Raw genomic sequence first — 25,505 nt, 5'->3', positions numbered from 1 at the left:
ATTATAAACTGCTTGTTATCTTTTAATCACACGTACTGTTTTTACTTCAGCACCTTGCGTTACAATTACATTGTAAATTCCGGAAGCATAACGATCTCCTATTTGAAGTTCAGACATATCGCTAGGTCTCACTTCTTTTTGATCCACTAATTTTCCGGTCATATCATAAACCATAATCCCAATGTTGTCTTCGTTTGACGTTGTGAGACTTAGTTTAAAATTGTCATTGTATGGATTCGGATAAGCTACTACAGCAAAAGGAGCTTTAGTCACTACTTCGTCTTCAACTACTTTAGCAGCAGCACAATCTTTGTAGTATACCGTTACAACTGCACCTATCACCTCTACTCCACAAGAGTTAGTAAATCTAACTCTGAAATAGTTTGGTCCGATGGCAGGACTGGTTACATTATAGCTAACAGATGTTGCACCTGCAATATCGGTAAATCCTTCAGTAGTCGAAGTAGTAGACGTTTGCCAGTGAATGTCTCCAATGTATCCGGCACCGATAGTCAATATTTTTGACACATCAGTAGTACACATTGCTGTTAAAGCTGTTTTACCTGAAGGGGTTGTAGTATTGGCAACTACAGTTTTGGCAAGTGGTTTTGCTACCACATTCACCACAGCAATATCACTGTAAACAGTTGAACATGCTCCGGTAGTTACCATTACTCTGTAGGCTGTTGAAGCCGTAAGATTTCCGGTAGCCAAAGTAATAGTTGAATTTTTAACAGTAGTCCAAGTTGGAAGCGCTGTTAACCAGTTGGTTGATTTTTGCCATGTAATCGTTCCGGAAGCAGTAGACACATTCAATGTGGTTCCTGTACCCGGACAAATTAAGCTGGTTGCCGGTGAAACTACACCCACAAAAGCCGTTGTTGCCATTACATACTGTACTGCACTTGTATAAGCTGATGAACAGGCACCACTCGTAATTTTGGCTCTGAAATATACATTAGCTGTAATATTTGTCGGCACATATGATGCTGCTGTACTGCTTACCGAACTAGTTCCGAATGGAACGGTTTGAGCATCGGCTGCTTTTGGTGCATTCGTATAATTTACACCGTCTGTAGAATACTCCCACTGAATTTTACCCACATAACCGGCAACTTTCAACGAACCTGAAGATCCTGAACAAATCATTCCTCCTCCGGTAACAGTACCTGCTACTGATTTAGGATTAATGGTTATCGTTTTAGTTGCTGAAGTAGCTGTAGTTTCGCCACACGGTCCGTTAGTTACGACAACTCTGTAGGAACGGTCAGAAGTTGACTGTATAGTCGTTGTATACGTAGTCCCTGTTGCTCCCGCGATATCGGTGAACACTCCTGGAGCTGTAGACGTCGAAATAGGAGACGACTGCCATTGGAATGAGGTTCCTACATAACCCGATACGGTAAATGTGGCACTGCTGCCGGCACAAACATTGGCATCAACCAAAATAGTTCCTCCTTTGGCTGCTGCCAGAGAGTTTAATAAAGCTGTATTCGATGTCAACACAGCTCCACACCCTGTATCAACCAATACTCGGTATTCAGTACCTTTAGCAGGCAAAGCTGTACTCGGTCTGGTAATCCCTAAAGTAGCGGTGGTATAGTTAGTATAGATAGTACCGGCATTAGCCGCTGTAATAGTAATCCAAGCCGGATTCGTATTGGTAGCCGTAACAACTCTGTACTGCCAAGTATATGTAGCAGAAGCAGCACTTGTAGCAACTGAAACCGATGCCATTGCTCCTGTAGTAGAACAAATATTTACATTTGACGGTTGTGTTGTGATATAATCACCTACTTTAGCTAACACAGCTACTCTTGGAGAAGCACAAACATCAGTAACGCTTAAGTCAAAGAAATTAGAATAGGCAGAAGTTTCAACAGTATCATAACTTGAAGCCGCTGCAGTAAATGTTAAACTTCCTGTAGTAAACGGATAAATAATTCCTGTACCTATTCTTCCTAAGTTATTACTTGAACTCATTCCTGAAGTTACCAACAAACGGTAACCGGTACCGGCTGGGATATCATAATTCAAAGTAACCACCTGACTAACTGCCCCCATAGTTCCCGTATTTAAAAGCGGGGTGAACGTTACTGTAGTACCTGGTACTTGTACCCCGTTTTTATCAAACAATCGGATAGTAATAGGCGCTTGAGCATCTGCTGCTCCGGAAGTTTGTTTCGGATATACTTTTACCGAAGCCAAACGTACATTAGTCACAGCATTGAACACCAATCCACTGATAAAATTAAACTGTGTTGATGTTCCTGTAAATGGCTTACCGGCAGTGTAAGCAGAAGAAGTACTCTCTGCTCCGGCATAGTAAGTAGTTGAAGTACTTAATGATGGTGTCGTAAACGATGTTCCTGTTCCTAAAACAGTTCCACCGGTAGCAGCACTATACCATTTTACAGTACCTGAAGAAGCGGTTGCTTCTAATGTTAAGGTACCCGCATCACAACGAGAAGCCGGTGTAACAGTTACCGAATTACCAAAAGTAACCTGAACCGGAGTTGAAGTAGCTGTAACAGGACCAAAAGGACAAGTTACAGTACAACGGTAGTATGTAGAAGCTGTTGGATTAGCAGAATAAGTCGCTGCTGTAGCTCCATTAATATTGGTATAAGTAGAACCATCGGCTGAACTTTGCCATTGGTAAGTAACTCCGGCACCGGTAACGGCGTTTTGTAAACTCAAAGCAACAGGCTGAGTACCACACAAAGAAGTCGGCGACTGAGTTGTGGTGAAAGTCAAAGTCGAAGCCGTAGCAATGGTTTGATTTGCCGGAAGAGACATAGTTAATGTAGTTCCGGTAATAGCAGAAACCGTAGCACCTGTAGGAACACCGGTACCTGATATTTTTAATCCGGTCACGATAGCCGCATTTGCTGCTGAAAGTGTTACCGTGGCTGAACCATTTGTCATACCGGTAGCAGTAGTGTTTTGTGTAGTTATACCCTGAGTAATTGTCAAATCAGCAATAGTATTCCCTGGGTTAACAGTACTACAAGCAGCTACAGTAGCATACGCAAAGTTTCCTGTAAAATTAGCTCCCGCAGTGGCTGTAGTCATAGCGATGGTATTAGTTGTTCCTGCTGCTGCCGGTGTAAAGGCTGTTGCAGTTCCTAATACATTATCATATGTTCCTTGATCTGTTGATGCCTGAACAGCAAAATTATTGGCTGTCATTGAAGCATCTCCTAAAGAAACTTTAAAATCAGTAAAAGCTCCTAAAGTACCGTTACGGGTTACTTTCCATCTGGTAGCACTTAGTCCGCTAATGTTAGCTGATGCTGTTCCTGTATTGGTAGTAAAAGCTTCTGCTGTCAAGTTAACACCTCCTGTTACTGAGAATGTAATCGGAGTATACGATGTTTTACCTACCGGGAAAATAAATGCTGCGGTATTAGTAAGCGGAATAGCTTTTGAGAACGGACCGTCAATAAAACACGTTGGTCCGAAGTTACCACCAATAGAAGATCCTACAGATAAATCGGCAAGTCCTTGGTATAAAGGGGTAGCAGCAGAAGTATGGATAATCCCTGCTGTCATCGTGATGGTACTTGATATTCTGAAATTAGGCGTTGCGATAGTAACTCCTCCATTACTGGTATTGTTAACAGTCAATGAAGTTAATGAGGCTGTCGCCAAAGCCGGATTCAAATTATTGTAGAACACTCCTGTACCGGCAAGGGTTTGTGGTAAAGTGGTAGGTACAACCGTAGCTACGCCATTCACAAAGCCCAAGTTAGCCAAATTTAAACTTGTTGTTCCTACAAATACACTACCGTTATTGATTACATTTCCTCCAAAATACCAAGATCCTGAAGAACCAAATCTTTTCAATACACTACCTCCGGTAACCGTAGTGGCATTTTGAACGCTTAGAGCATTAGCCATATTACAGAAACGGCTGTTACCGTCAAGAGCATCAACCACTAAATTCCCTAAGGATAAAACTCCTCCTCCTTGTGCCATGTTACACAAGAAACCGTTAATAGTAACTGCCGCTTTATCCGTAGAAACACCATCTCCAATTTGAAGTGTATGGTTAAGACCTGCGGAATAATTTACCGGTGAGTTATAAGCAAAAGCATAACTGTTTAAGTTACCGTCATAGAAGGTCAATGCTACTGGTGCAACCATAGCCGAACTTGCCGGTAATGACAAATCAATTCTGGCAGCAGTACCGTTCGTAGCCGGTGTTCCTGTAACCGTAGTTCCCGGTTGAATACCAGTTCCTGAAACTGCCTGCCCAACAATAATAGCCGGGTTCGCTGCAGTTAAAATGATAGAAGAACAACCGCTTGATGCTCCTGACATAGTCATGGTTTGAGCACTGGTAATAGGTGAAGTTCCCAATCCTGAAATTGGTAAGGATAAAGTAACTCCTCCTTTTCCGTCAATTCCTCCTCCTGCATTCACAATAGTAGTTCCCGGTTGGATACCAGGCCCGGAAATAGTTTGTCCAATAGCCAAATTATAAAAATCACCCGTAGTTGGGAACATGATGTTATATTGACCATTAGCCATGGAAGAGAATGTCAACGAAGCACTTGAAATCGGTGCCGTAGTAGGTAAAGAAAGTGTTATGCTGATAGAAATTCCAACAGTTACAGCAGTTACTGTAGTTCCTGCCTGAATACCTGCTCCTGAAACCAACTGTCCCACACCAAAAATATTTTGGTTACTGTTAAAACTACTCATTTGTAATGTAGTCGCACCGGCCGGATACGATCCGTTTACCAAATGCGTAAAATCTCCTGCATTAGATGCTAAAGTATAACTGGTAATAGAGTTGGCTGTAGTCGCTTGTGTATTGTTTACCAATGGATCTACAATGGTAATTTTTCCACCAGTCAAATTCAAATTAGAAGTATCAATTTTAAATGAGCTACCTCCTTGACCAACACTGTTAGCTGCAACTCCTGCAGCATTACTGTCTACAATAATATTACCTCCGGTTTGGTTGAACGAGCTACCCAATCTTTGGTATACACCACCATTCACCGTTAAAGTACCTCCTGAAACAGTATGAGTTCCAAAGTTGGTAAAAATAGCGTTGTTGTTTGTACAACCTACTGTCATAGCACCACCGGCATTCACCAAAGTACCTTTAACAGTTACACCGGCAGCACTGGCCGTGCCGTTTACGGTTACAGTGTGTCCTGCTGCAATAGTTACAATATCACTGCAAGTTGGCACTCCGCTTGGAGTCCAGGTAGAAGCTGTGTTCCAGTCTCCTGTTGCTACTGAAGTTTTAGTAGTTGCTCCTTGTGCCGAAGCCGAATTAACTCCCACATAGAAAGCACCGGCTGTTAAATCAGCAATTGTAAGTCCTTTTCTGGCCACAAACGGAGTGGTGGTCCCGTTGGTATGTGCCCCCGGAGCTGCAGCAGCTGCATATAATATTCTTGAACTACCGTCATTAACAGCATAAGCTCCTGGAGCATACAACCCTAATGAGAAAGTACCTGCTGTACTGGCATAAGTAGCATCTTTAGTAATCGCCCAACTTCCGTTATAGCGATTAGTAATAGTATAACCTCCATCAGCAATAGACAAACCGGTATTCATAGAATTAGAATCGGTATAAACCAAAGCCAATTCACCGGCTGTACTGGTACTGGTAGCATAAATAAAAGCCCAACGGTTAGCACCCGTTGCACTTAATGAAGGGAATAAAGCCGCTGTAGAAGGATTGTAATCCACTCCCGGATCAATCACAACACCGGTTGCTGATGTACCATACCATCTTCCGATAGTACCACCTATAAAACCACTTCCTAAGTTACAAGTAAAGTTGTTGCTGAAAATAGCGGCATAGTTTCCAATGATAATCTTGTTGCTTCCTAAAGCAACTCTACCGCTGTTTAAACGTAAGGCATTTTTAATTCTAACATTATTTAATTGCCAGTCAATATTTGGCGTAACCGAACTGGTATTGCTTACAATTAATTGGTTAATCATATTAGCTGTATTGGTCGTACCGGTTGCGGTAACAGTACCTCCGATTAAACCTGTTCCATCAGAAGAAATAGTTTGCAAAGAAGAACCATTCAAGTTCAATGAACCAATATTTGTTGATGAACTCCCTACAGAAACATCTAATCTACCACTGGAAGCTACCGTAATATCATGTCCAACTTTTAAAGATTTTCCGTTTGTTGTTTCATATACATTGAATCGGGCACCGGAACCACTTACCAATAAATCATTGATTACCGTATACTCATCCGAATTAGTACCAAACTGAAGTACCGCATTGGCACCAGCTATATATAAGTTGTTTGCACCGATACCTTTGGCATCGATAGTTATTGTGTTGTTGGCATTAATAATGACATCATCTGCAGGTGACGGTACATAACCGGCATCCCAAGTAGACGGATTGGTATAATTCCCTGTAGCTACAGAGGCGATTTCAACACCACCTGTTCTGGAAACTAATGAAATATTATCGATAGCAGCCGGAGGATTCGTAGTAGAACCACTACTCGACCACATAAAAATTAATCGCATGGTAGTTCCCGCAAAACTTGGAGGAACAAAAGCAAAACCATTTTGAGTTACAGCGTTAGTTGTAGCTGTAAAAATAGTTGTCGCACCCGCAATAGTAATAGGAGTGTTCAACTGTACGTCGGTACCAACAGGCGTTACACTGGTTGGAGCAGCAAAAACCTGAAATGTTGTCCCTACCGACTTCCAATTGAAGGTCAAAGCAATATTAGTCTGACCGGCCGGAATAGCAACATCTCTATAGAAGTATACCGTTCTACCTCCGGTAATCCCGGCTGCAGAATTGGTTTCTCCTTCATCTAAAGACACGTAAGCGGAAGTTCCGGTGATTGCTCCCGAACTAACAGCAGTACCTACTGCCCATTTAGTTTTACCAGCTCCCTGATTGGCCACTGTCCATCCGTTAGCACTAAATGTACTCCCTGAATTAAAGCCCCCATCGGTAGCCGGATTAATAAGTATGGTTTGTGCCTTCATACCGGTCACGGCAAATAAAAACAACAAAACCACTTTTGAGAAGTCACTCAAAGCTGACTTCGTTTTTTTGGGCTCTTCGCTTAGAGACGAAAGCTGCCACAAAAACCTTTTCAAAGTGTAATTGTAAAACATAAATTGATATTTATTTTGGTTAATATTTCGAACCTAAAAGTATATTAATAATACTTATTATATTTTACCTATTCTTTTAAATTTATGGAATTTTAAAAGTTAATTTCATGTTTTTTAAAGGTTTTTTAGGATAAAAATACCCCCTATTCACATTTTTAAAAAACTGCTAAACCCAGTAAATAAAGGCTCTTTAGCCTTTTTCAAGAAAGAAGTTCATTCAAAACACAGAATTTTGGATTTCTTATGATGATTTTAATAAAAACACTACAGCATACCAATCCTTTTTACAAAAATGTTGTCAATTCCTTATAAAAAATTCCAATTCTAATCCCCCTTCTGGCCCTCTCTTTTTTGGAAAAAATCAAAATTCAAACCCAAAAAACCTCAAACCAACTCCCCAAGCTTCAGAACCAAATGTAATTCCGCTGAAATAACAACGGCAACGCCTGAAACAGAATGGGTAATCTCTGAAATGACATAGGTAGCGCCTGAAAAGACATGGGCAAGGTCTGAAATGACATGGGTAGCGTCTGAAACGACATGGGTAACCTCTGAAAAGACATGGGTAACGTCTGAAACGACATGGGTAATCTCTGAAATGACACCGGCAACGCCTGAAATGACGCGGGTAATCTCTGAAACGACATGGGCAACGTCTGAAAAGACAACGGCAACCCCTGAAATGACACCGGCAACGTCTGAAAAGACACCGGCAACGCCTGAAACGAAAAGAACAATACAAAAAGCCCCTCAGCACACGCCATAAAAAAACTCCTCTGTAAAGAGGAGTTCATATATTATAAATAATCTAAGGTTCGTTCCAAAGCCATTCCTCTGGAGCCCTTTATAAGCAGCGTCTTGTGTTCCGGCGGATTGGCCTGTAAATAATGACTCAAATCATCAAACGAGGCATAAAACCGGAATATCTGGTTATCCACAGCGTTCGCAAAAAAGTCCTTCCCTACAAAATGACATTCAAAGGATGCCGTAGCATTCAAATAAGACACTATAGCTTTATGCTCGGCCAAACTCTCCTCACCCAATTCGTACATATCACCAATAATAATCATCTTATTCTTTTTGTCCAACTGAATAAAATTTTCCAAAGCCACCTTCATACTACTCGGATTGGCATTGTAAGCATCCAGAATGATTTCGTTGCTCCCTTTAGTCAGCAATTGAGAACGATTGTTCTCCGGTATATAACTTTCTATGGCTGCTTTACAATCCGCAGCCGAAACTCCGAAATAGTTTCCAATGGTAACCGCAGCATTAATATTATTGGCATTGTATAAACCAATCAGATGCGATTGAATCTCAAGACTAAACACATGGACGCAAACAAACGGATTAGCCGTGACCTTTGCTATAAAAACACTGGCACTGTGGTCTTGCTGACTGAATGTAATCCGATTAAAATCGGCTGTCTTTTCGTTTTGTATGGCATCATCAAGATTAACAAAGACTGATTTTTGACTATTCTTCAGATAGCTATACATTTCACTTTTGCCCTTTATAACACCTTCAACACCTCCGAAACCTTCAAGGTGCGCCTTCCCGAAATTGGTAATATACCCATAATCCGGCTGGGCTATTTCACATAAAAACTCGATTTCTTTCTGATGATTGGCACCCATTTCAACAATCCCGATTTGCGTTTCCTTTGTAAATGAAAGTAAGGTCAACGGCACACCAATGTGATTATTCAAATTGCCGACTGTGGCCACCGTATTGTATTTTTTGGACAACACCACATGAATCAATTCCTTGGTAGTTGTTTTCCCGTTACTGCCAGTCAAAGCAATCACGGGCAATTTCAAATAGTTTCTGTGATATTTAGCCAGCTCCTGAAGCGCCGTCAAACTATTCTCAACCAAAATCGTTCTGTGATCGATATAGTAATCTGAATTGTCAATCAAAACATAACTGGCTCCTTTCTCTAATGCTTCTCCGGCAAAAGTATTCGCATCAAAACGATCACCTTTAATGGCAACAAAAAAGGAATTGGGTTCAATTTTTCGGGTATCTGTTGAAACTCGGTTACAGGTCAAAAACAACTCGTGTATTTTTGGAACAGTCATAAATCAAAAAAGGTTTTAAAATAAAAAAGCCCTTAAAAATAAGGGCTTTTTTTGTTATTCTCAAACTAAAATTAGTTTCTTGCTCTTTTCTTTTTGTCGGATTTAGGTCCAACTCTCGACATCGCACATCGGAATCCGATATAGTCAGTAGCAATATCTTGCGGGAAGTATCTTCTTTGTGCAGGATCTAACCAATATGCTCTGTCTCTCCAAGAACCTCCTTTGTAAACTCTTACATCGTCGTTTACCAAAGTCGTTCTCTTGTTTGACTTGTCATATCTTCTAACCATGTTTCCTAAACTATCCGTAGACACATTGTGTTTTGGAGAGTCATACATTCTTTGGCTGTCAGACATTTTACCTTTTTCATCTCCTTCTTCTGAACCACCAAACTTGAAGTATCTTGTAGACTGTTTGTCTCCATCACGATAGTTTCTGTTGTCTGATTTGTCGAAGTTTTGTCTTAAATAAGTTTCTTTTTCATCAACCGGTACTTGAGCAATTTGACCAGGAAGGTTTCTTGCGATGATTTTACCGTTAGACAAGGTATCGAATTTTTGTGTTTCGGCAGTAACCAATTCCACTTTACCATCGTCACCTATTTTGTCTTTCATGTAAACGTTACCTCTGTAGTAGTTGAAATCATTAGCTTCATCATCAACAATAGGTCTGTAAACATCGGCAACCCATTCGGCTACGTTACCGGCCATATCATACAATCCGAAATCATTTGGAGGATACGATTTAACTTTGTTGGTGATGTCGGCACCGTCATCAGACCAGCCTGCAATTCCACCGTAATCTCCTTTTCCTTGTTTGAAGTTAGCCAATTGATCTCCTCTAACTTGTCTTTTTCCGGAACGGGTATATTGTCCTGACCAAGGATATTTCTTTTGTCCTTTGTAAGCATTGTATTCTCTTTGACCTACATCAGCAGCAGCTGCATATTCCCACTCTGCTTCAGTTGGCAATCGGTACTCAGGCAAAATCAAACCTGATGTTCTTTGAGCATAAACATTTTTAGGACTGTTTCCTTGAGTATTGGTTCCACCACTTGAAGCTGATGCTTTGGGAGCTGCACCCGGTTTTTGTCCTTTTTTCAAAACCAATTTATCATCTCCACCCATTGCTGTTGAAGGCGATGCTAAATAAGCCTCAGTACTGAATACTTTCTCTGCAGTTTCATCGGTTACCTTCGCATCTTTTTTCAAATAACGTTGGTCTTCAAGAATTTTTTCGTTCACACGGTCTGTTCTCCATTTGGCAAACTCAGTAGCTTGAATCCAATTCACCCCAACTACAGGATATTCAGCATAAGCCGGATGTCTCAAGTAGTTGTTGGTCATCGTTTCATTATATCCTAAACGGTTTCTCCATACTAATGTATCAGGAGAAGCGCCTTCATAAATGTTTTTGTAATTTTCTTGGTCCGGAGGGAAAACTCTCTTTAACCAATCCAAGTACTCCATGTACATTAAATTGGTTACCTCGGTTTCGTCCATATAGAAAGACATTACGTGTTGCTGATTTGGAGTATTGTTCCAATCGTGCATTACATCATCCTGAACTTTACCCATGGTAAAAGTTCCACCTTCCACCATAACTAAACCTGGTCCGGTAGCTTGCTTTTTAAATTTAGAAGCATATTGGAAACCACCCTTCTTATCGTTGATTTTCCAACCTGTAGCTCTTGAACCGCCTTTGGAATCAGATTTTTTACTACAACTAGTAAATCCGACCATTATCACTAGGGATAGCAATAATTTTGCAGCAATAATTTTGTTTACTTTCATACTCTTAGTAGGTAATAAATTTCGTGGCGCAATATAAGAATTAACGTTTAAATTGCAACACCTTTTTTAAATTAATACTAAATTCGCCTTTTGAGCCGATTTCATATATAACGCAAAATTAAAAGTTTTATTGTATTTCGATTCAAAAAAAAATTTTTTTTACTCATTCCATACTATTTTGAGCAAAAACCCGTTTACTACTGTGATATGAAAAAGATATTTACCATTTTCCTTCTGTCTTTCAGCGGATTTCTTGTCATGGCTCAAGAACAAGGATCTGTTACCATAAACTGGACCGAAAAAAGAACATATTCCTATGGCGATTACTCCTATACATTACCTCAGTTTGACATCCGGAACTACCTTTTCGATTCTTATACCAAAAAGCTGAACTACACTTTAACCTTAACACTGAACGGACCTGTTAACGAAAACAGCCTGCAGCTGACCAATTTGGTTTTTGAACCGATACTCGAAAACCAATTGGGAGATTTGGCAAGTAAGGAAATTCCCAACAGCTTTAAATACTCCTTTAAAAGTGGCAAAGCACGAGACGATTATTTCGGAGAAATCATCCTCTCTCCTATTATTAAGGAAGGCAACACTTTTAAAAAGTTAATTTCCTTTACATATAGTATCGCACAAAATCAAAACAACAAAAGCCCATTCACCGTCAACAACACCACTGCTGTTGAAAACTCGGTCCTAAATACCGGAAACTGGTACCGCTTTTATGTGCAGAAATCAGGTGTGTATAAAATTACCAAAAGCTTTCTGCAAAGCCTAGGACTGAACACCAATGTTGATCCCAGAAAAATCAAAATCTACGGCAATGGAGGCCGAATGCTTCCTTTGTTGAATGCAACGTATTACCCAATGGATTTGGAAGAAAACGCCATTCAGTTTGTTGGGGAAAGTGATGGCTCTTTTGACGACCAGGATTATATTTTGTTTTACGCAGAAGGCATGGACAATTGGAATTCCGACTACAGAAGCCACCTGAATATTTATGCTGACAAGTCCTATTATTATGTAACCGCTCAAGGCGACCAAGGAAAAAGGATGACCGATATGATACAGCCAACGGGAGCTGCCACGGCAACCTACACCACTTTTGACGATTATCAGTTTCACGAAATTGACGAAGTCAACATTGTCAAGCTGGGCCGCATCTGGTTTGGCGAACAATTCAGCATCGATAGCGAGCAGGAATTTCGATTTACTTTTCCAAATTTGGTAACCAGCTCCCCGATAACCGTTGCCGCTCATGCCGCTACAATCGCCTTCACTCCCACTACTTTTACCTTTGAAGCCAACAATCAAATGATTGGTACGATGGCATTTGCCGCACTAAACACCGATGGAAGCGAACAAGCCAAAGAAGCGAGTATTTCCAATACTGCTACTGTGAGCTCGGGAGACATTACGGTCAAAGCTACTTTCGATAACAATGGCGTTCCCAGCTCCAAAGCTTACCTTGATTACATTACCATAAAAGCCAAAAGCAACCTGAAAGGATACAGCAAACAATTTCGCTTTGAATTTGACGATGCTGATTCCCAACTGGGAATTGGTGAATATCAAATCAGCAATGCCTCCACAGTAGTTCAGGTTTGGGACATCACCGATATCTATAACCCTACTAAAGTGGAGAATGCCGGCCAAGCCTCCTTTTCATTTAAATCCAATTTGGGAGAAATCAGAAAATACATTGCGGTTGACATTAATGATTATTACGCCCCTCTGAAAGAATCAAAAACAAAAGTTGACAATCAAAATTTAAAAGGAAGCGTTTTCAGCAACAGCCAAGGCCAATTCCAGGATGTAGACTACTTAATTATTACTCCTAAATTCTTAAACACCCAAGCCGAAAAACTGGCTAATTTTCACAGAAGCTATTCCAATCTGAATGTAAAAGTGATCAATCTGGAAAATATTTATCAGGAGTTCAGTTCCGGAAAACAAGACATTGGGGCCATCAGGAACTTTATAAAATATGTATACTCCAATGCTTCCGCTTCCGACAAAAAAGTCAAATACATCAATCTTTTCGGTGATGCCTCCTATGACTTTAAAGACCGCATCCCGAACAACACCAATATTGTTCCTATATATCATGCGTTAAACAGCTACACCGAAGGCGAAGCTTCCTTTGCCTCTGATGATTTTTACGGCTGTATGGACAGCAATGAAGGAAATGCGACCAGTTATTTTTCCAATATTGATATTGCCATAGGAAGAATGATTGTGAGCTCAACAGCACAAGCCGATGAAATGGTCAATAAAGTCCTTGAATACCACGACTTGAAGTCTTATGGAAGCTGGAGAAACAATTACATCGCCATAGCCGATGACAGCGACAAAGAAACCGACAGTTCATTACAATTCAGACAAAACAACCTAACGGATGCTATTGTCAGCAACAAACCCTTTATCAACTTTGAAAAGATATTGTTAGACTCCTATGAAGAACAGACTTCTTCAGGTGGAAAGCGCTACCCGAAAGCTCGGGAAGATATTTTTGCCGCTTTTGAAAAAGGAGCATTGGTGTTTAATTACTTGGGACATGGAGGGGAAGATGGTCTGTCAGGGGAACGCATTTGGGAAAAATCAGACGGTCAAAACCTGAACAACCGTTACCACTACCCACTCTTTATCACCATTACGTGTGATTTCTCGAGGTTTGACAATCCATACCGTCCTACAGCAGGAGAATACACCTATTGGAATCCCAAAGGAGGAGCCATTTCCATGATTACCACTGTGCGTACCATTGGACAAGGACCTGCCGAAAATTTTAACGATAAGATTGCCCAATACTTATTCGATTACAACAATACCGGTTACACTTCGATTGCCGAAGCGCTCCGAAAAGCTAAAAATTTCAGCCCGAACTCCGCCACCAATGTGGTTTTCTACCTTGGCGATCCGGCTTTAATGCTCGCCATTCCAAAACCAAAAGTGGTATTGACCAAAGTAAACGACCAACCCGTTACCGGTCCTATCGATGATTTTAAATCGTTAGCATTTGTCAAACTGAGCGGGGAAATACAAGACGAGAACGGCAACCTGTTGTCTTCTTATAATGGTGACCTTTCAACGAATATTTTCGACAAAAACTTCACGCGGGCCACACTGAATAACGACGGATTCAGCCCTCCTATTAACTTTAACAATATGGGAGAAACCATTTTCAGAGGAAATGCTTCTGTGGTCAACGGAAAATTCGAATTCGGCTTTGTCGTGCCCAGAGACATTCGAATCCCTTTGGGGAATGGCAGAATTAGTTTTTATGCCAAAAGAAATCAGACACTACTGGACAAAACAGGATACAATACTGACATCAAAATAGGCGGTATCGACACCGGAGCAGTAGCTGATGTAACCGGCCCGAAAGTAAAATTGTACATGAATGATGAAACCTTCGTAAACGGTGGCATCACTAATGAATCCCCTTTCTTTTTGGCCATCCTGGAAGATGAACACGGAATCAACACTGCCAGCGGAATTGGTCATGATATCGTAGGGATTTTAGACGGTGATGAAACCAAGCCTTACATCATGAATGATTACTACGAAACGGCATTAGACGATTACACACACGGAAAAGTATATTTCCCTTTCCGAAATTTAGCCGTAGGATTACACACCATCACCTTCAAGGCCTGGGACGTTTACAACAATCCGATTACCGCCGAAATTCAGTTTGTGGTAGTGGGAGACGAAAGCATTACTCTGGAACATGTACTGAACTACCCCAACCCGTTTGTGAGTTACACCGAATTCTGGTTTTCACATAATCATCCGTTTGAACCGTTGGAAGTGCAGGTACAGGTGATGACCATAACCGGAAAAATTGTCTGGACTAAAAATCAAAACATCATCACCGACGGATTCCTTTCCAGAGAGATTACTTGGGACGGAAAAGACGACTTTGGCGACCGCATTGGAAAAGGAGTTTATATCTATAAACTGACCGTAAAGTCCACTTTATCGAATAAAAAAGCCGAAAAAATAGAAAAACTTGTAATCCTCTAGGAAAATACTATATTTGTTAACTTTTATTAAGAATGATAATGAAAAAAATTGCCGTATTATTACTTTTATTCACCACGATACAAACCATTAACGCGCAACAACCGGAAAGTCATGTAATCACTACAGGAGTTCCTTTTCTTTTAGTAGCAGCCGATGCCCGTGCAGCCGGTATGGCCGACCAAGGAGTAGCAACTTCTCCCGATGCGTTTTCACAACAATGGAATCCGGCCAAATACGCCTTTGCTTTAGACAAACAAGGTTTTACCGCCAGTTATACACCTTACCTTACGGATTTAGTCAACGACATTTCTTTAGGTCAGGCCACTTACTACAACCGCATCAACGAAAGAAGTGCTTTTGCCGTGAGTTTGCGTTATTTTGGGTTAGGAGAAATTGAATTAAGACAAAACGCTGATGATGCTCCTCAAGTGGTAAAACCAAATGAGTTGGCTCTGGATGGATCGTATTCCCTGAAACTAAGCGAAAGATTTGCCATGTCCGTAGCCGGAAGATACATCCGCTCCGCGTTGCGAATTCCAACTGCCGACAGTGGTGATGCCAAGCCGGCGAGTTCGTTTGCTGTAGATATCTCCGGGTTTTATCAGGGAGAAGAAACGGCATTCACCGACTTTAACGGTCGTTTGCGATTGGGTTTCAACTTCCAGAATATGGGTCCGAAAATCAATTATGATGCCGGACAATCGGATGACGGAAGTGCCAACTTCCTTCCGGCCAACATGAGATTGGGAGGAGGCTATGATTTTATCTTTGACGAATACAATAAAGTATCCGTGAATGTTGAATTTGCAAAACTTTTAGTCCCTTCTCCACAAAGTGCTGACTTAAACGGAGACGGATTGATTGACATGTCGCCAACTTCAGATGAATACTTGTTGGCTCAAAAAAACCGATTGGACTACAACAAAATCAATTGGGTTTCCGGAATTTTCAAATCGTTTAATGACGCTCCGGGCGGATTCAGTGAAGAGCTGAAAGAGGTGACCTATTCTGTGGGTACCGAATATATGTATCAAGACTCCTTTGCGTTCCGTTTGGGATATTTCCACGAAAGCCCATTAAAAGGAGCCCGTAAATTTTACTCTTTAGGAGCCGGGTTCAAATACAACATTGTGAAAGTAGACGTATCCTATTTATTCTCTGCATCCAAAGTAAAAAACCCTCTCGAGAATACACTTCGTTTCTCCTTGACGTTTAACTTTGGTGATAAATACGACGATTATTAATAGTTAGCAAACAATTAAAACAATATCCAAATTTCTCTTTTGAAATTTGGATTTTTTTTCCTCAATAATGAAATAACCTTTTGAATGAAAGAAATCAACATTAACACTTCGTTCACCGTTTACCCTTCGGCAGCTGAATTACCACAAGACGTGCAGTCCTTAATGCAACAGGCAGTGGAAATCAGAAAAAAAGCGTACGCTCCTTATTCTCAGTTTAGAGTCGGTGCCGCCTTGTTGTTAGACAACGGTAAAATTGTTTTAGGATCCAACCAGGAAAATGCCGCTTATCCTTCCGGACTTTGTGCTGAAAGAGTGGCTATTTTTCAAAGTGGTGCCATATACCCCGAGGCTAAGATTCTGAAACTGGCGGTTAGTGCCGCATCAGACACTAACGAAACCAAATCACCAATCCCTCCATGCGGAGCGTGTCGCCAATCCATTTCAGAATACGAATTCAGACAGGACACCCCTATTGAAATCTATTTTATGGGAGAAAGCGGTGAGGTATACAAATCGGATTCGATTAAAAATTTGTTGCCACTGAGCTTCGACAAAAACTTCCTGTAAAAAGCTAAAATTACGGGGTTAAAATTTTCCAATTTTAAAGGGAAAGTTTTACTTTTGCCATTCGCAAATTTGTGTGTGAGTGAACTCTTTTGCGTTGAATTATATTTAAAACGAAATAACGCTTTATCAAAAAGTAAAAAATGAAAGAAGTAACCAGAGAAGTGTATTTAAAATGGTATGAAGACATGCTGTTTTGGAGAAAGTTTGAAGACAAACTTGCCGCATTGTATATTCAACAAAAAGTTAGAGGATTTCTTCACTTATATAACGGACAGGAAGCAGTCTTAGCAGGCGCTTTACACGCTATGGACTTGTCTAAAGACAAAATGATTACTGCTTATCGTAATCACGTTCAGCCTATCGGAATGGGTGTTGATCCCAAAAAAGTAATGGCTGAGCTTTTAGGAAAAGTAACTGGAACATCCAAAGGTATGGGAGGTTCTATGCACATCTTTTCTAAAGAACACGGGTTTTATGGAGGACACGGTATCGTTGGAGCACAAATTCCGGTAGGAGCCGGTATGGCCTTTGCCGATAAATACTTCAACACTGGCGGAGTAACCCTAACCTATTTTGGTGATGGTGCTGCCCGTCAAGGTTCATTACATGAAGCGTTTAACATGGCGATGTTGTGGAAATTACCGGTAGTCTTCATTTGTGAAAACAATGGATATGCTATGGGTACTTCGGTAGAAAGAACTGCCAATCATACGGATATTTGGAAATTAGGTTTAGGCTACGAAATGCCATGTGGTCCGGTAGACGGAATGAACCCGGTAAAAGTAGCTGAGGCCATGCACGAAGCGATGGAAAGAGCCCGTCGCGGAGACGGACCAACATTCTTAGAAATGAAAACGTACCGCTACAGAGGACACTCCATGTCCGATGCCCAATTGTACCGTTCCAAAGAAGAAGTGGATGAATACAGAAAAATAGACCCAATCACTCAAGTATTGGATATCATCAAAGAAAACAACTACGCTACCGAAGCTGAAATTGAAGTAATCGACGAAAGAGTAAAAGACTTAGTAGAAGAATGTGCCACATTCGCCGAAGAGTCTCCTTTCCCGGAAGCACAGCAATTGTATGACGTAGTATACGAACAAGAAAATTATCCTTTCATCCCTCACAGACTGTAATTATGGCAACAAAAGTAACCATGCCGCGTTTGAGCGACACCATGACCGAAGGAACGGTTGCCACTTGGTTGAAAAAAGTAGGTGACAAAGTTGCTGAAGGCGATATTTTAGCAGAAATTGAAACCGATAAAGCCACCATGGAATTTGAATCGTTCAACTCTGGGACTTTATTATATATAGGAATTAAAGAAGGAGAAACCGCCGCGGTTGACTCTTTATTAGCCATTATCGGAAAAGAGGGAGAAGACATCTCCGCTTTGATTGCAGGAGGTTCTGCACCCGCAGCGACTCCGGAAGCCAAAACAGAAGCCCCTGCTCCTGCTGAAGCTCCGGCTACTCCTACTGCTGCAGCAACTTTACCTAAAGGCGTTGTGGTCGTAACCATGCCGCGTTTGAGCGATACCATGACAGAAGGAACGGTAGCGACTTGGTTGAAAAAAGTAGGCGACGAAGTAAAAGAAGGTGATATTTTGGCCGAAATCGAAACCGATAAAGCCACGATGGAATTCGAATCGTTCAACTCCGGAACCTTATTGTATATCGGAATCAACGAAGGGCAGTCTGCTCCTGTTGACAGTGTCTTAGCCATCATCGGCCCTGCGGGGACTGATATTACCGGTGTGGCCGAAAACTTTAAAAAAGGCGGAGCATCCGCTCCGGCTGCAACCGAAACAGCTTCAGCTCCAGTAGCGACAGCAGCTCCGATCGCAGAAGCAACAACCGCAACCGGAAGAATCTTCGCTTCCCCTTTGGCCAAACAAATTGCTGCCTCTAAAGGCATCAACTTGGCTCAGGTAAAAGGGACAGGCGAAAACGGAAGAATTACCAAAAGTGATGTAGAGAACTTCTCTCCATCTGCAGCACAAGCCGCTCCGGCCGCTGTTGCAACAGAGGCGCCACAAGCCACTGCTGCCCCTGCCGTAAAACCATTTGTACCGGCAGGCGAGAAATTCTCCGAAGAAATCAAGAACTCACAAATGCGTAAAACCATTGCGCGTCGCTTGGCCGAATCGAAATTCACGGCACCACATTACTACTTAACGATTGAAGTAAGTATGGATGAGGCCATGAAATCGCGTGCGGTTATTAATACGGTTCCCGACACCAAAGTATCTTTCAATGATATGGTGGTAAAAGCGTGTGCCATGGCGTTGAAAAAACACCCGCAGGTAAACTCCCAATGGAGAGAAGATGCGATGATTATCAATCACCATGTCAACATCGGGGTGGCGGTAGCTGTAGAAGACGGCTTGGTGGTACCGGTATTGAACTTTACGGACCAGATGAGTCTGTCTCAAATTGGGGCCGCTGTGAAAGATTTAGCCGGCAAAGCCAAAAACAAAAAACTGACTCCGGCCGAAATGGAAGGAAGCACCTTTACGGTTTCCAACTTGGGAATGTTTGGCATCCAATCGTTTACATCCATCATTAACCAACCGAATTCTGCCATCCTATCCGTAGGGGCTATCGAAGAAAAACCGGTAGTGAAAAACGGTCAGATTGTAGTGGGCAACACTATGACGTTGACGTTGGCTTGTGACCACAGAACAGTGGACGGTGCTACAGGAGCCCAATTCCTGCAAACCTTGAGAATCTATCTCGAAAACCCGGTGACCATGTTGGCGTAACCCAACTTGAAATCAGGCACATCATAAAAAAAACCCATTCTCAACAGAATGGGTTTTTTATTTTATTCTTTAACAATCCGTATTGTTTTTTGATTGGTCTCTCCTTGCGCTCTGAGGATGTAATTTCCTGAAGCCAGTCTCGACAAATCAATAGTAATATCCATGTTATTATAATTTTGCTCGAATACTTTTTGCCCCAGCATAGAATATACAGCAATCGATTTTAAAATAACTGTCGATTGCAATGTCAACACATCTTTGATTGGGTTTGGTGCGAATTTCAGTGATGCGATTTCATTTCCGGGTACACCTAAGGCAGCATGAACCGTCACCGGCAAGCGGGCAGCACTTTCAATTCCGCCTATCGTTTGCGAAGCATAATACGTGGTTCCGTCAACCAAAAGCGTGGTCAAAGGCAAAGGAGTTGACGTTGTATTTTTATTGGCTGCCGAAGCATACCATAAAACATTGGAGCCTGCTACCGTAAGATAAGCCAAAGTTTCTCCGGGATTGAACGTTTGCGAAATAGGTCCTGAAGGCGATGGCACTCCGTCTGATTGGCTTACCACAATAGAGTCGGTTGCAACACAACCGGTATTGATATCAGTGGCCGTAACTGAAAACACACTTTCCCCTCCTCCGGGAATAGCCGTAGCAACCAAATAGGTTGAAGCCAAGGCATTGGGCAGCGGAGCGCCATTGAGCTCCCACTGATACGTATAGTTGCTGTTCAATTGCGTATCCAACAACAAAGGCTGCACCACGTTATTGCTACCGTCTACATAAACCGTATTTAAGGTATTATTCGAAATCAAATCAAGATGAGGCGAAGGCATCACGTTAATATCCATAGTAGAAATCGAATACGCACCGCTGCACGAATTAATAACCCGTATGCCCAGCGTTTGAACATAACTCGTCACATTCACATAGTTGAGATTGGTAATGGCATTCGTCCCGTTTAACGCATCCGCAAAACTTGGATAAAAAACAACCGTAACGTTGGGCTGACCCATAGCAATAAAGGCTGTTTGAGAAGCTAAATTAAATATACCCATACCTTCAATTCCGCTATTATTACACAATTGATAAGGAGGATAGTTGGGTTGCATCACATTAGGTGCACTGTTATTGATAAGCGCTACCGGTTGAGTAACTTGTCTGTAGCAAGGATATCCGTTAGAGCCTGTAAAAGTATTGGTTACTTTAATATAAACATTGCCTCCTGAAGCCATATAGACTGTAGGCGTAAGGATCTCATTTATGCCATAATCCAGATCATATTGGGTTGCATAATAATGCAGGATAAGATTTGGGTTGCCGTTAGTAATATAGGTAGTGTTTACCGTCAAATCAACCAATTCTGACCCATTCCCATCGGTATCACAAGCCACTATAGTGTTTGGATTTGTGTTGGGTAGCGGTATCGGATATACTCTGATATCAAGAGTCGTATAACTAACACACCCTGACGGACTGGTAACCATAACACCTAAGGTTTGAACCGCAGGTTGAACGTTGACATACGCAGTAGGATTGGCAATGGCCACACTCGAAGGGGTAATAGGATAACTCGGATAATAAGTTACCGTATACCCGGGCAATCCTTGAGTTATTTCGCTATTCTTTACATTCAAATCAAAATAAGTATATTGATTATTTGGTTGAGCATCACTATCACAAACCGCATATACAGTTGGTGTGGTCAGGCTCAACGGACCAGCAATAACCAAATGAAAACTTCCGACATTATAACATCCGGTTGCATTATTTTCTATCCGATACCAAAGGATGGCTCCGTTAGTTCCGACATAGTTTTGAGTAGTTAAAATAGGCGACACCTCGGATTGGGCAGCAGCCAAACTGGTATAATAAGTCACACTGTAATTCGAAGGAGGCAAAGCTTGTGAGGCCAAAATAACTGCCGTTTGTTGTGCTAAATTAACCGAAGCGACACCATCTTGAGGATTCGCATCCCCATCGCATAGCGCAATCGGAGGTAGAGCATCAATAATCGGCGCCGGACTCACCTCAAGTACAACAGGCACTACTGTATAACAGCCTGTAACCGGGTCCGTTCCTCTCGCATAAATGGTTTGTGCAAACGGATATATATTGGTATAAGCAAAAGGAGTAGTTATTCCGGCACCACCAATTTCAGCATCTGTCTGTGTCTCATGAAAAGTAACATTATAGGCAGCACCCTGAAGTAAATCAGGAATTAACGAAGTCAAATCAAACACAGCAATACCATCCTGATTGTCATCACAAAGAGTATAAGGCGGTGCGGAAGTGATTAATTGGGGTTTCGGATTGACCACAATCTGAAAACTACCTAGAGCCAGGTCACCACTGCTTATTTCTATAATCGAATAATAAACGGTTTGGTTCCAGGGGTTAATATTAGAATAGGAACCGGGGTTCGATATCGTATTACTGCCAAACGATTCCTGATAAATGATCTGATAATTGGAAGCTAATCCCGATTGAACCGCAAGGATTTGAGGAGTCACCACCGTCAAATCAAACACACCAATTCCATCATTATTCGAATCGCAATAGGTTAAGGGCTGTATATTTGGCAAAATGGGAGACGTCAATGTTTCCGCATAAACCGATGAAAACTGAGCCGCAATAAGGGTCAGTACTAAAAGTAACTTTGTTCTCATAATTGTAAGTGTTTTACCAAAAATACAAAAACATTTCAGATAACAGGTATCAGAGCCGTATTTTGATTTATTTTTACGGTGGAAAGTAATAATCACTCCCTATGAAAAATACCCTTGTTATTGCTCTATTGTTGACCCTGTTAAGCTGTCAAAAAAAAGACCCGAGCGACAACCAACCGATGAAGCAAACCGCTTCCCCATCACAAACCGTAAAAGACGACCATTCGTTTGCCCAACCGGACAAAGCGGTGGCCAAACATTTGGACTTAGACATCAAAGTCGATTTTGACACCCAAACCATCTCCGGAAAAGCCTCCTGGCAAATTGAAAATCGTAGCAAAGGAACTGAAATCATCTTTGATGAAAACGCCCTACACATTATCAAAGTAACCTTGGGCGATGACGAAAAAGCTACCCCATTCCACTTGGGGGACTCTGTCGAATTCCACGGCAAACCGCTGCACATTACGATTGAACCTACGACAACCAAAGTCAACATCTATTACAACACCACCAAAGACGGCGTGGCCCTGCAATGGCTGAAACCCGAACAAACCGCCGATAAGAAGAAACCGTTTGTGTTTTCGCAAGGCGAAAGCATCTGGTCGCGCACCTGGATTCCGTGTCAGGATTCACCGGGCATCCGCTTTACCTATAAGGCCAAAGTTACCGTACCTAAAGATTTGATGGCCGTTATGAGTGCGGTAAATCCGCAACAAAAAAACAATACCGGAGTCTATACCTTCCAACAAGACAAACCCATTCCGTCCTACCTCATGGCCATTGCTGTGGGAGATGTCGAATTTAAATCCATTGACAGCCGCACCGGGGTCTATGCCGAACACTCCGTAATAGATAAAGCCAAATGGGAATTTGCCCAACTCGGCGACATGGTCAACGCCGCCGAAAAACTATTCGGTCCCTACCGTTGGGGTCGGTATGACGTGATTGTACTCCCGCCGAGCTTTCCTTACGGAGGCATGGAAAACCCCAACCTCACCTTCCTCACCCCTACTGTGTTGGCCGGCGACCGTTCGTTAACCAGTTTGTTGGCCCACGAACTCGGTCACAGCTGGAGCGGCAATCTGGTTACCAATGCGACCTGGGATGACATTTGGCTCAACGAAGGATTCACCACCTATGTGGAGCACCGCATCGGCGAAGCCGTATTTGGCGTAAAAGAAGCCAAAATGCAGGATGTATTGAGCCGAAAAGTACTCGAAATCAATCTGGACGAACTGGGGAAAAACAGCCCCGACACCCGTCTCAAAGTAAGCACTGCAGGAAGAAACCCCGATGACGGATTGAGCGACATCCCGTATGAGAAAGGCTATGCTTTTTTACAAACGGTGGAAGCCGCCGTGGGACGCCAAAAGTTTGACGCCTTCCTCACCGCCTATTTCAAAGCGCATGCCTTCCAATCGATCACGACAGAAGATTTTGTGGCCTACTTCAACGAAAATCTAATCAAAGGCGACAAGACGTTGGCCGACAAAATAAAACTAAACGACTGGGTGTACCAACCCGGTATTCCGTCCAACTGCATCACCCCGGTATCCGAAGAGTTTAACACCATCGACGGCATTCAGAAAACCTGGAGAACCACAGGAGTAAAAGGATTAAGCCAAAAAATACAATCCACCAACGAGAAACAACATTTTATTGATTACTTGCCCAAAGACCTCACTCCGGGTGAAATGGCGGCCATCGACAAAGAATGTCACTTTACCCAAGGCGGCAATTTTGTAGTCAGACGACAATGGTTTATTCAGGCCATACAGCATCAGTACAAAACGGCGTATCCGGCCATAGAAACCTTTCTGACCACCTACAGCCGAACCGGTTCGCTACTGCCTTTATACAAGGAGATGATCAAAACCCCCGAAGGCAAAGCCTGGGCGAGAAAAATCTATGCCAAAGCCAAACCGGGCTACCATGCCACGACGGTAGAAGCCGTTGAAAATGTGTTGAAGTAAGCCTTATCGGTGACGGGATGGGATTTAGTAAAGCCTGTCAAAAATCCTTGTTCTTGGGTGGTACTCCCTAATCAGAAGGCATTTTTGATAAACAGAAAGGATAAAACCGCACAAATGGAGGACAAAAATCAAGCGTAAAGCTCAAGAAAAAGGGCAAAAAAGAAGTTTTTAACCCGATAGATTGCCGTTTTTAAACGCTCAAGACCCTTTTTCAAACTCTTCAGGAGCACTATAACGGTTCGTCCTGATGACTTTTGCAACTGTTCAGGACGAGTTGGTGAACTCATCAGGACGAGTTCGGAAAGTCATCAGGACGAATTGACGAAACTTTTCGTAAAAAATGGGCAAAAAAATACCCCGGATGGGATTCATCCGAGGCAGAAAAATAAAGAATAACAAGATTCGGAAACCGAGCGTTATTCCTCTTTTTGGTAGCTGATCTGCTGTAGCATCTGACGCAGTTTCTTTCCGGGACGGAAATTAATTCTGTTTTTTACGATGTCTAAAGCCGTTACTTCATCGGCTACGTCTTTACCATCTGAGCTAAGGCTCACCTGAAAACTACCCAAGCTGCCCAATCGCACGATGCGACCTTGTTTTAACTCGTTGATGATGTTGTGCTCCAACGAACGCAATACCGCATAACAATCGGTATCGGTCAAGGTGCTTTGGTAAGCAATCATTTCTGATAACGCTTCCAGATCCGTTTCTCCGTTGCTGATAGCAGCCGCGTAGAATTTTTCGGGTGCCGCATTATCCTGAGGATTTCTTCTCGGCACTACTTTAAATTTAACAGACATACTCAAATGTTTTAAAAATTACTAATACCGACTCAACAACAAGAAGCGTGCAGAAAATCATGCCAAAGGTCAAAAGCGTCACTTTTCGTCACTTTTTGTCGCTTTTTGCCGCTTTTTGCCGAAAAACGTCACTTTTAGCCGTTTTAACCTTTTTGTGGTAAACGACAGGAGTATGTATATCAAAAAATGAACATCGTTTCGGTAACAAACGGCAGCAATAACCTCCCTTACCAATACAATACCCGATAAGAACAACTACAATGTCACCCTGAGCTTGTCGAAGGGCATAAAACAAAAAACCCCATCCGTTAGGATAGGGTTTGCTTCGCCAGTTCGGGCTTTGCCCTCGGGTCTAAAAAAAGCCTGCCTGCCGGAGGCAGGGCGGCGACACGAACGCAGTGACTGCGCCGCACCTTTGATAGTAAGAGGAGGACTGCCA

General features: G+C 42.2%; 12 protein-coding genes. 7 read left to right on the top strand and 5 right to left on the bottom strand.

The features are described 5' to 3' along the window. Positions 1-15: 15 nt before the first annotated feature. Complete coding sequence (locus ACSVH6_RS13340; protein WP_438079330.1) at positions 16-7,050, bottom strand: T9SS type A sorting domain-containing protein; 7,035 nt, start codon at positions 7,048-7,050, stop codon at positions 16-18. Between the two features lie 595 nt (positions 7,051-7,645). On the opposite strand from ACSVH6_RS13340, the gene ACSVH6_RS13335 reads away from it, so the two are divergent. Beyond that, the gene (locus ACSVH6_RS13335) at positions 7,646-7,897 is read left to right on the top strand and encodes a hypothetical protein (RefSeq protein ID WP_438079328.1); all 252 of its coding nucleotides are present in this window, start codon (positions 7,646-7,648) and stop codon (positions 7,895-7,897) included. Positions 7,898-7,928: 31 nt separating this feature from the next. Here the strand turns inward: ACSVH6_RS13335 and ACSVH6_RS13330 are convergent, their stop codons facing one another. Both ACSVH6_RS13330 and gldJ read right to left on the bottom strand, forming a co-directional pair. After that, entirely contained in the window at positions 7,929-9,212 is a 1,284-nt protein-coding gene (locus ACSVH6_RS13330) for a UDP-N-acetylmuramoyl-tripeptide--D-alanyl-D-alanine ligase (protein ID WP_438079326.1), read from the bottom strand. A gap of 71 nt (positions 9,213-9,283) precedes the next feature. After that, positions 9,284-11,005, bottom strand: a complete 1,722-nt coding sequence (gldJ, locus tag ACSVH6_RS13325) for a gliding motility lipoprotein GldJ (protein ID WP_438079324.1) — start codon at positions 11,003-11,005, stop codon at positions 9,284-9,286. A 207-nt stretch (positions 11,006-11,212) separates the two neighbouring features. Between gldJ and porU the strand changes: the two genes are divergently transcribed. From porU to ACSVH6_RS13300, 5 genes are all read left to right on the top strand, one after another. Further along, positions 11,213-15,043: a type IX secretion system sortase PorU gene (gene porU / locus ACSVH6_RS13320; RefSeq protein ID WP_438079322.1), complete on the top strand. Its 3,831-nt coding sequence runs from the start codon at positions 11,213-11,215 to the stop codon at positions 15,041-15,043. A 38-nt stretch (positions 15,044-15,081) separates the two neighbouring features. Then, positions 15,082-16,287, top strand: coding sequence for a type IX secretion system outer membrane channel protein PorV (gene porV, locus ACSVH6_RS13315; RefSeq protein ID WP_438079343.1), 1,206 nt, complete (start codon positions 15,082-15,084; stop codon positions 16,285-16,287). 84 nt (positions 16,288-16,371) lie between these two features. Next, positions 16,372-16,854 (top strand): cytidine deaminase, encoded by a 483-nt coding sequence (cdd, locus tag ACSVH6_RS13310; protein ID WP_438079320.1) that lies wholly within the window; start codon positions 16,372-16,374, stop codon positions 16,852-16,854. A 140-nt stretch (positions 16,855-16,994) separates the two neighbouring features. Beyond that, complete coding sequence (gene pdhA / locus ACSVH6_RS13305; RefSeq protein ID WP_438079318.1) at positions 16,995-17,993, top strand: pyruvate dehydrogenase (acetyl-transferring) E1 component subunit alpha; 999 nt, start codon at positions 16,995-16,997, stop codon at positions 17,991-17,993. Between the two features lie 2 nt (positions 17,994-17,995). Beyond that, the gene (locus ACSVH6_RS13300; protein ID WP_438079316.1) at positions 17,996-19,621 is read left to right on the top strand and encodes a 2-oxo acid dehydrogenase subunit E2; all 1,626 of its coding nucleotides are present in this window, start codon (positions 17,996-17,998) and stop codon (positions 19,619-19,621) included. Positions 19,622-19,683: 62 nt separating this feature from the next. Here the strand turns inward: ACSVH6_RS13300 and ACSVH6_RS13295 are convergent, their stop codons facing one another. After that, entirely contained in the window at positions 19,684-22,290 is a 2,607-nt protein-coding gene (locus ACSVH6_RS13295; RefSeq protein WP_438079314.1) for a T9SS type A sorting domain-containing protein, read from the bottom strand. Between the two features lie 101 nt (positions 22,291-22,391). On the opposite strand from ACSVH6_RS13295, the gene ACSVH6_RS13290 reads away from it, so the two are divergent. Further along, entirely contained in the window at positions 22,392-24,266 is a 1,875-nt protein-coding gene (locus ACSVH6_RS13290) for a leukotriene A4 hydrolase C-terminal domain-containing protein (RefSeq protein WP_438079312.1), read from the top strand. A gap of 416 nt (positions 24,267-24,682) precedes the next feature. On the opposite strand, the gene ACSVH6_RS13285 is transcribed toward ACSVH6_RS13290, so the two are convergent. Continuing rightward, positions 24,683-25,066 carry an HU family DNA-binding protein gene (locus tag ACSVH6_RS13285; RefSeq protein WP_438079311.1) on the bottom strand — a complete coding sequence of 128 codons (384 nt, stop codon included), beginning with the start codon at positions 25,064-25,066 and terminating at the stop codon, positions 24,683-24,685. Positions 25,067-25,505: the final 439 nt, after the last annotated feature.

Origin of the sequence: Flavobacterium sp. XGLA_31, from assembly GCF_051547105.1 — a bacterium.
Lineage (GTDB): Bacteria > Bacteroidota > Bacteroidia > Flavobacteriales > Flavobacteriaceae > Flavobacterium.
Note: the sequence above shows the minus strand (reverse complement) of the source record. Positions and strands in the feature narration are given on the sequence as shown.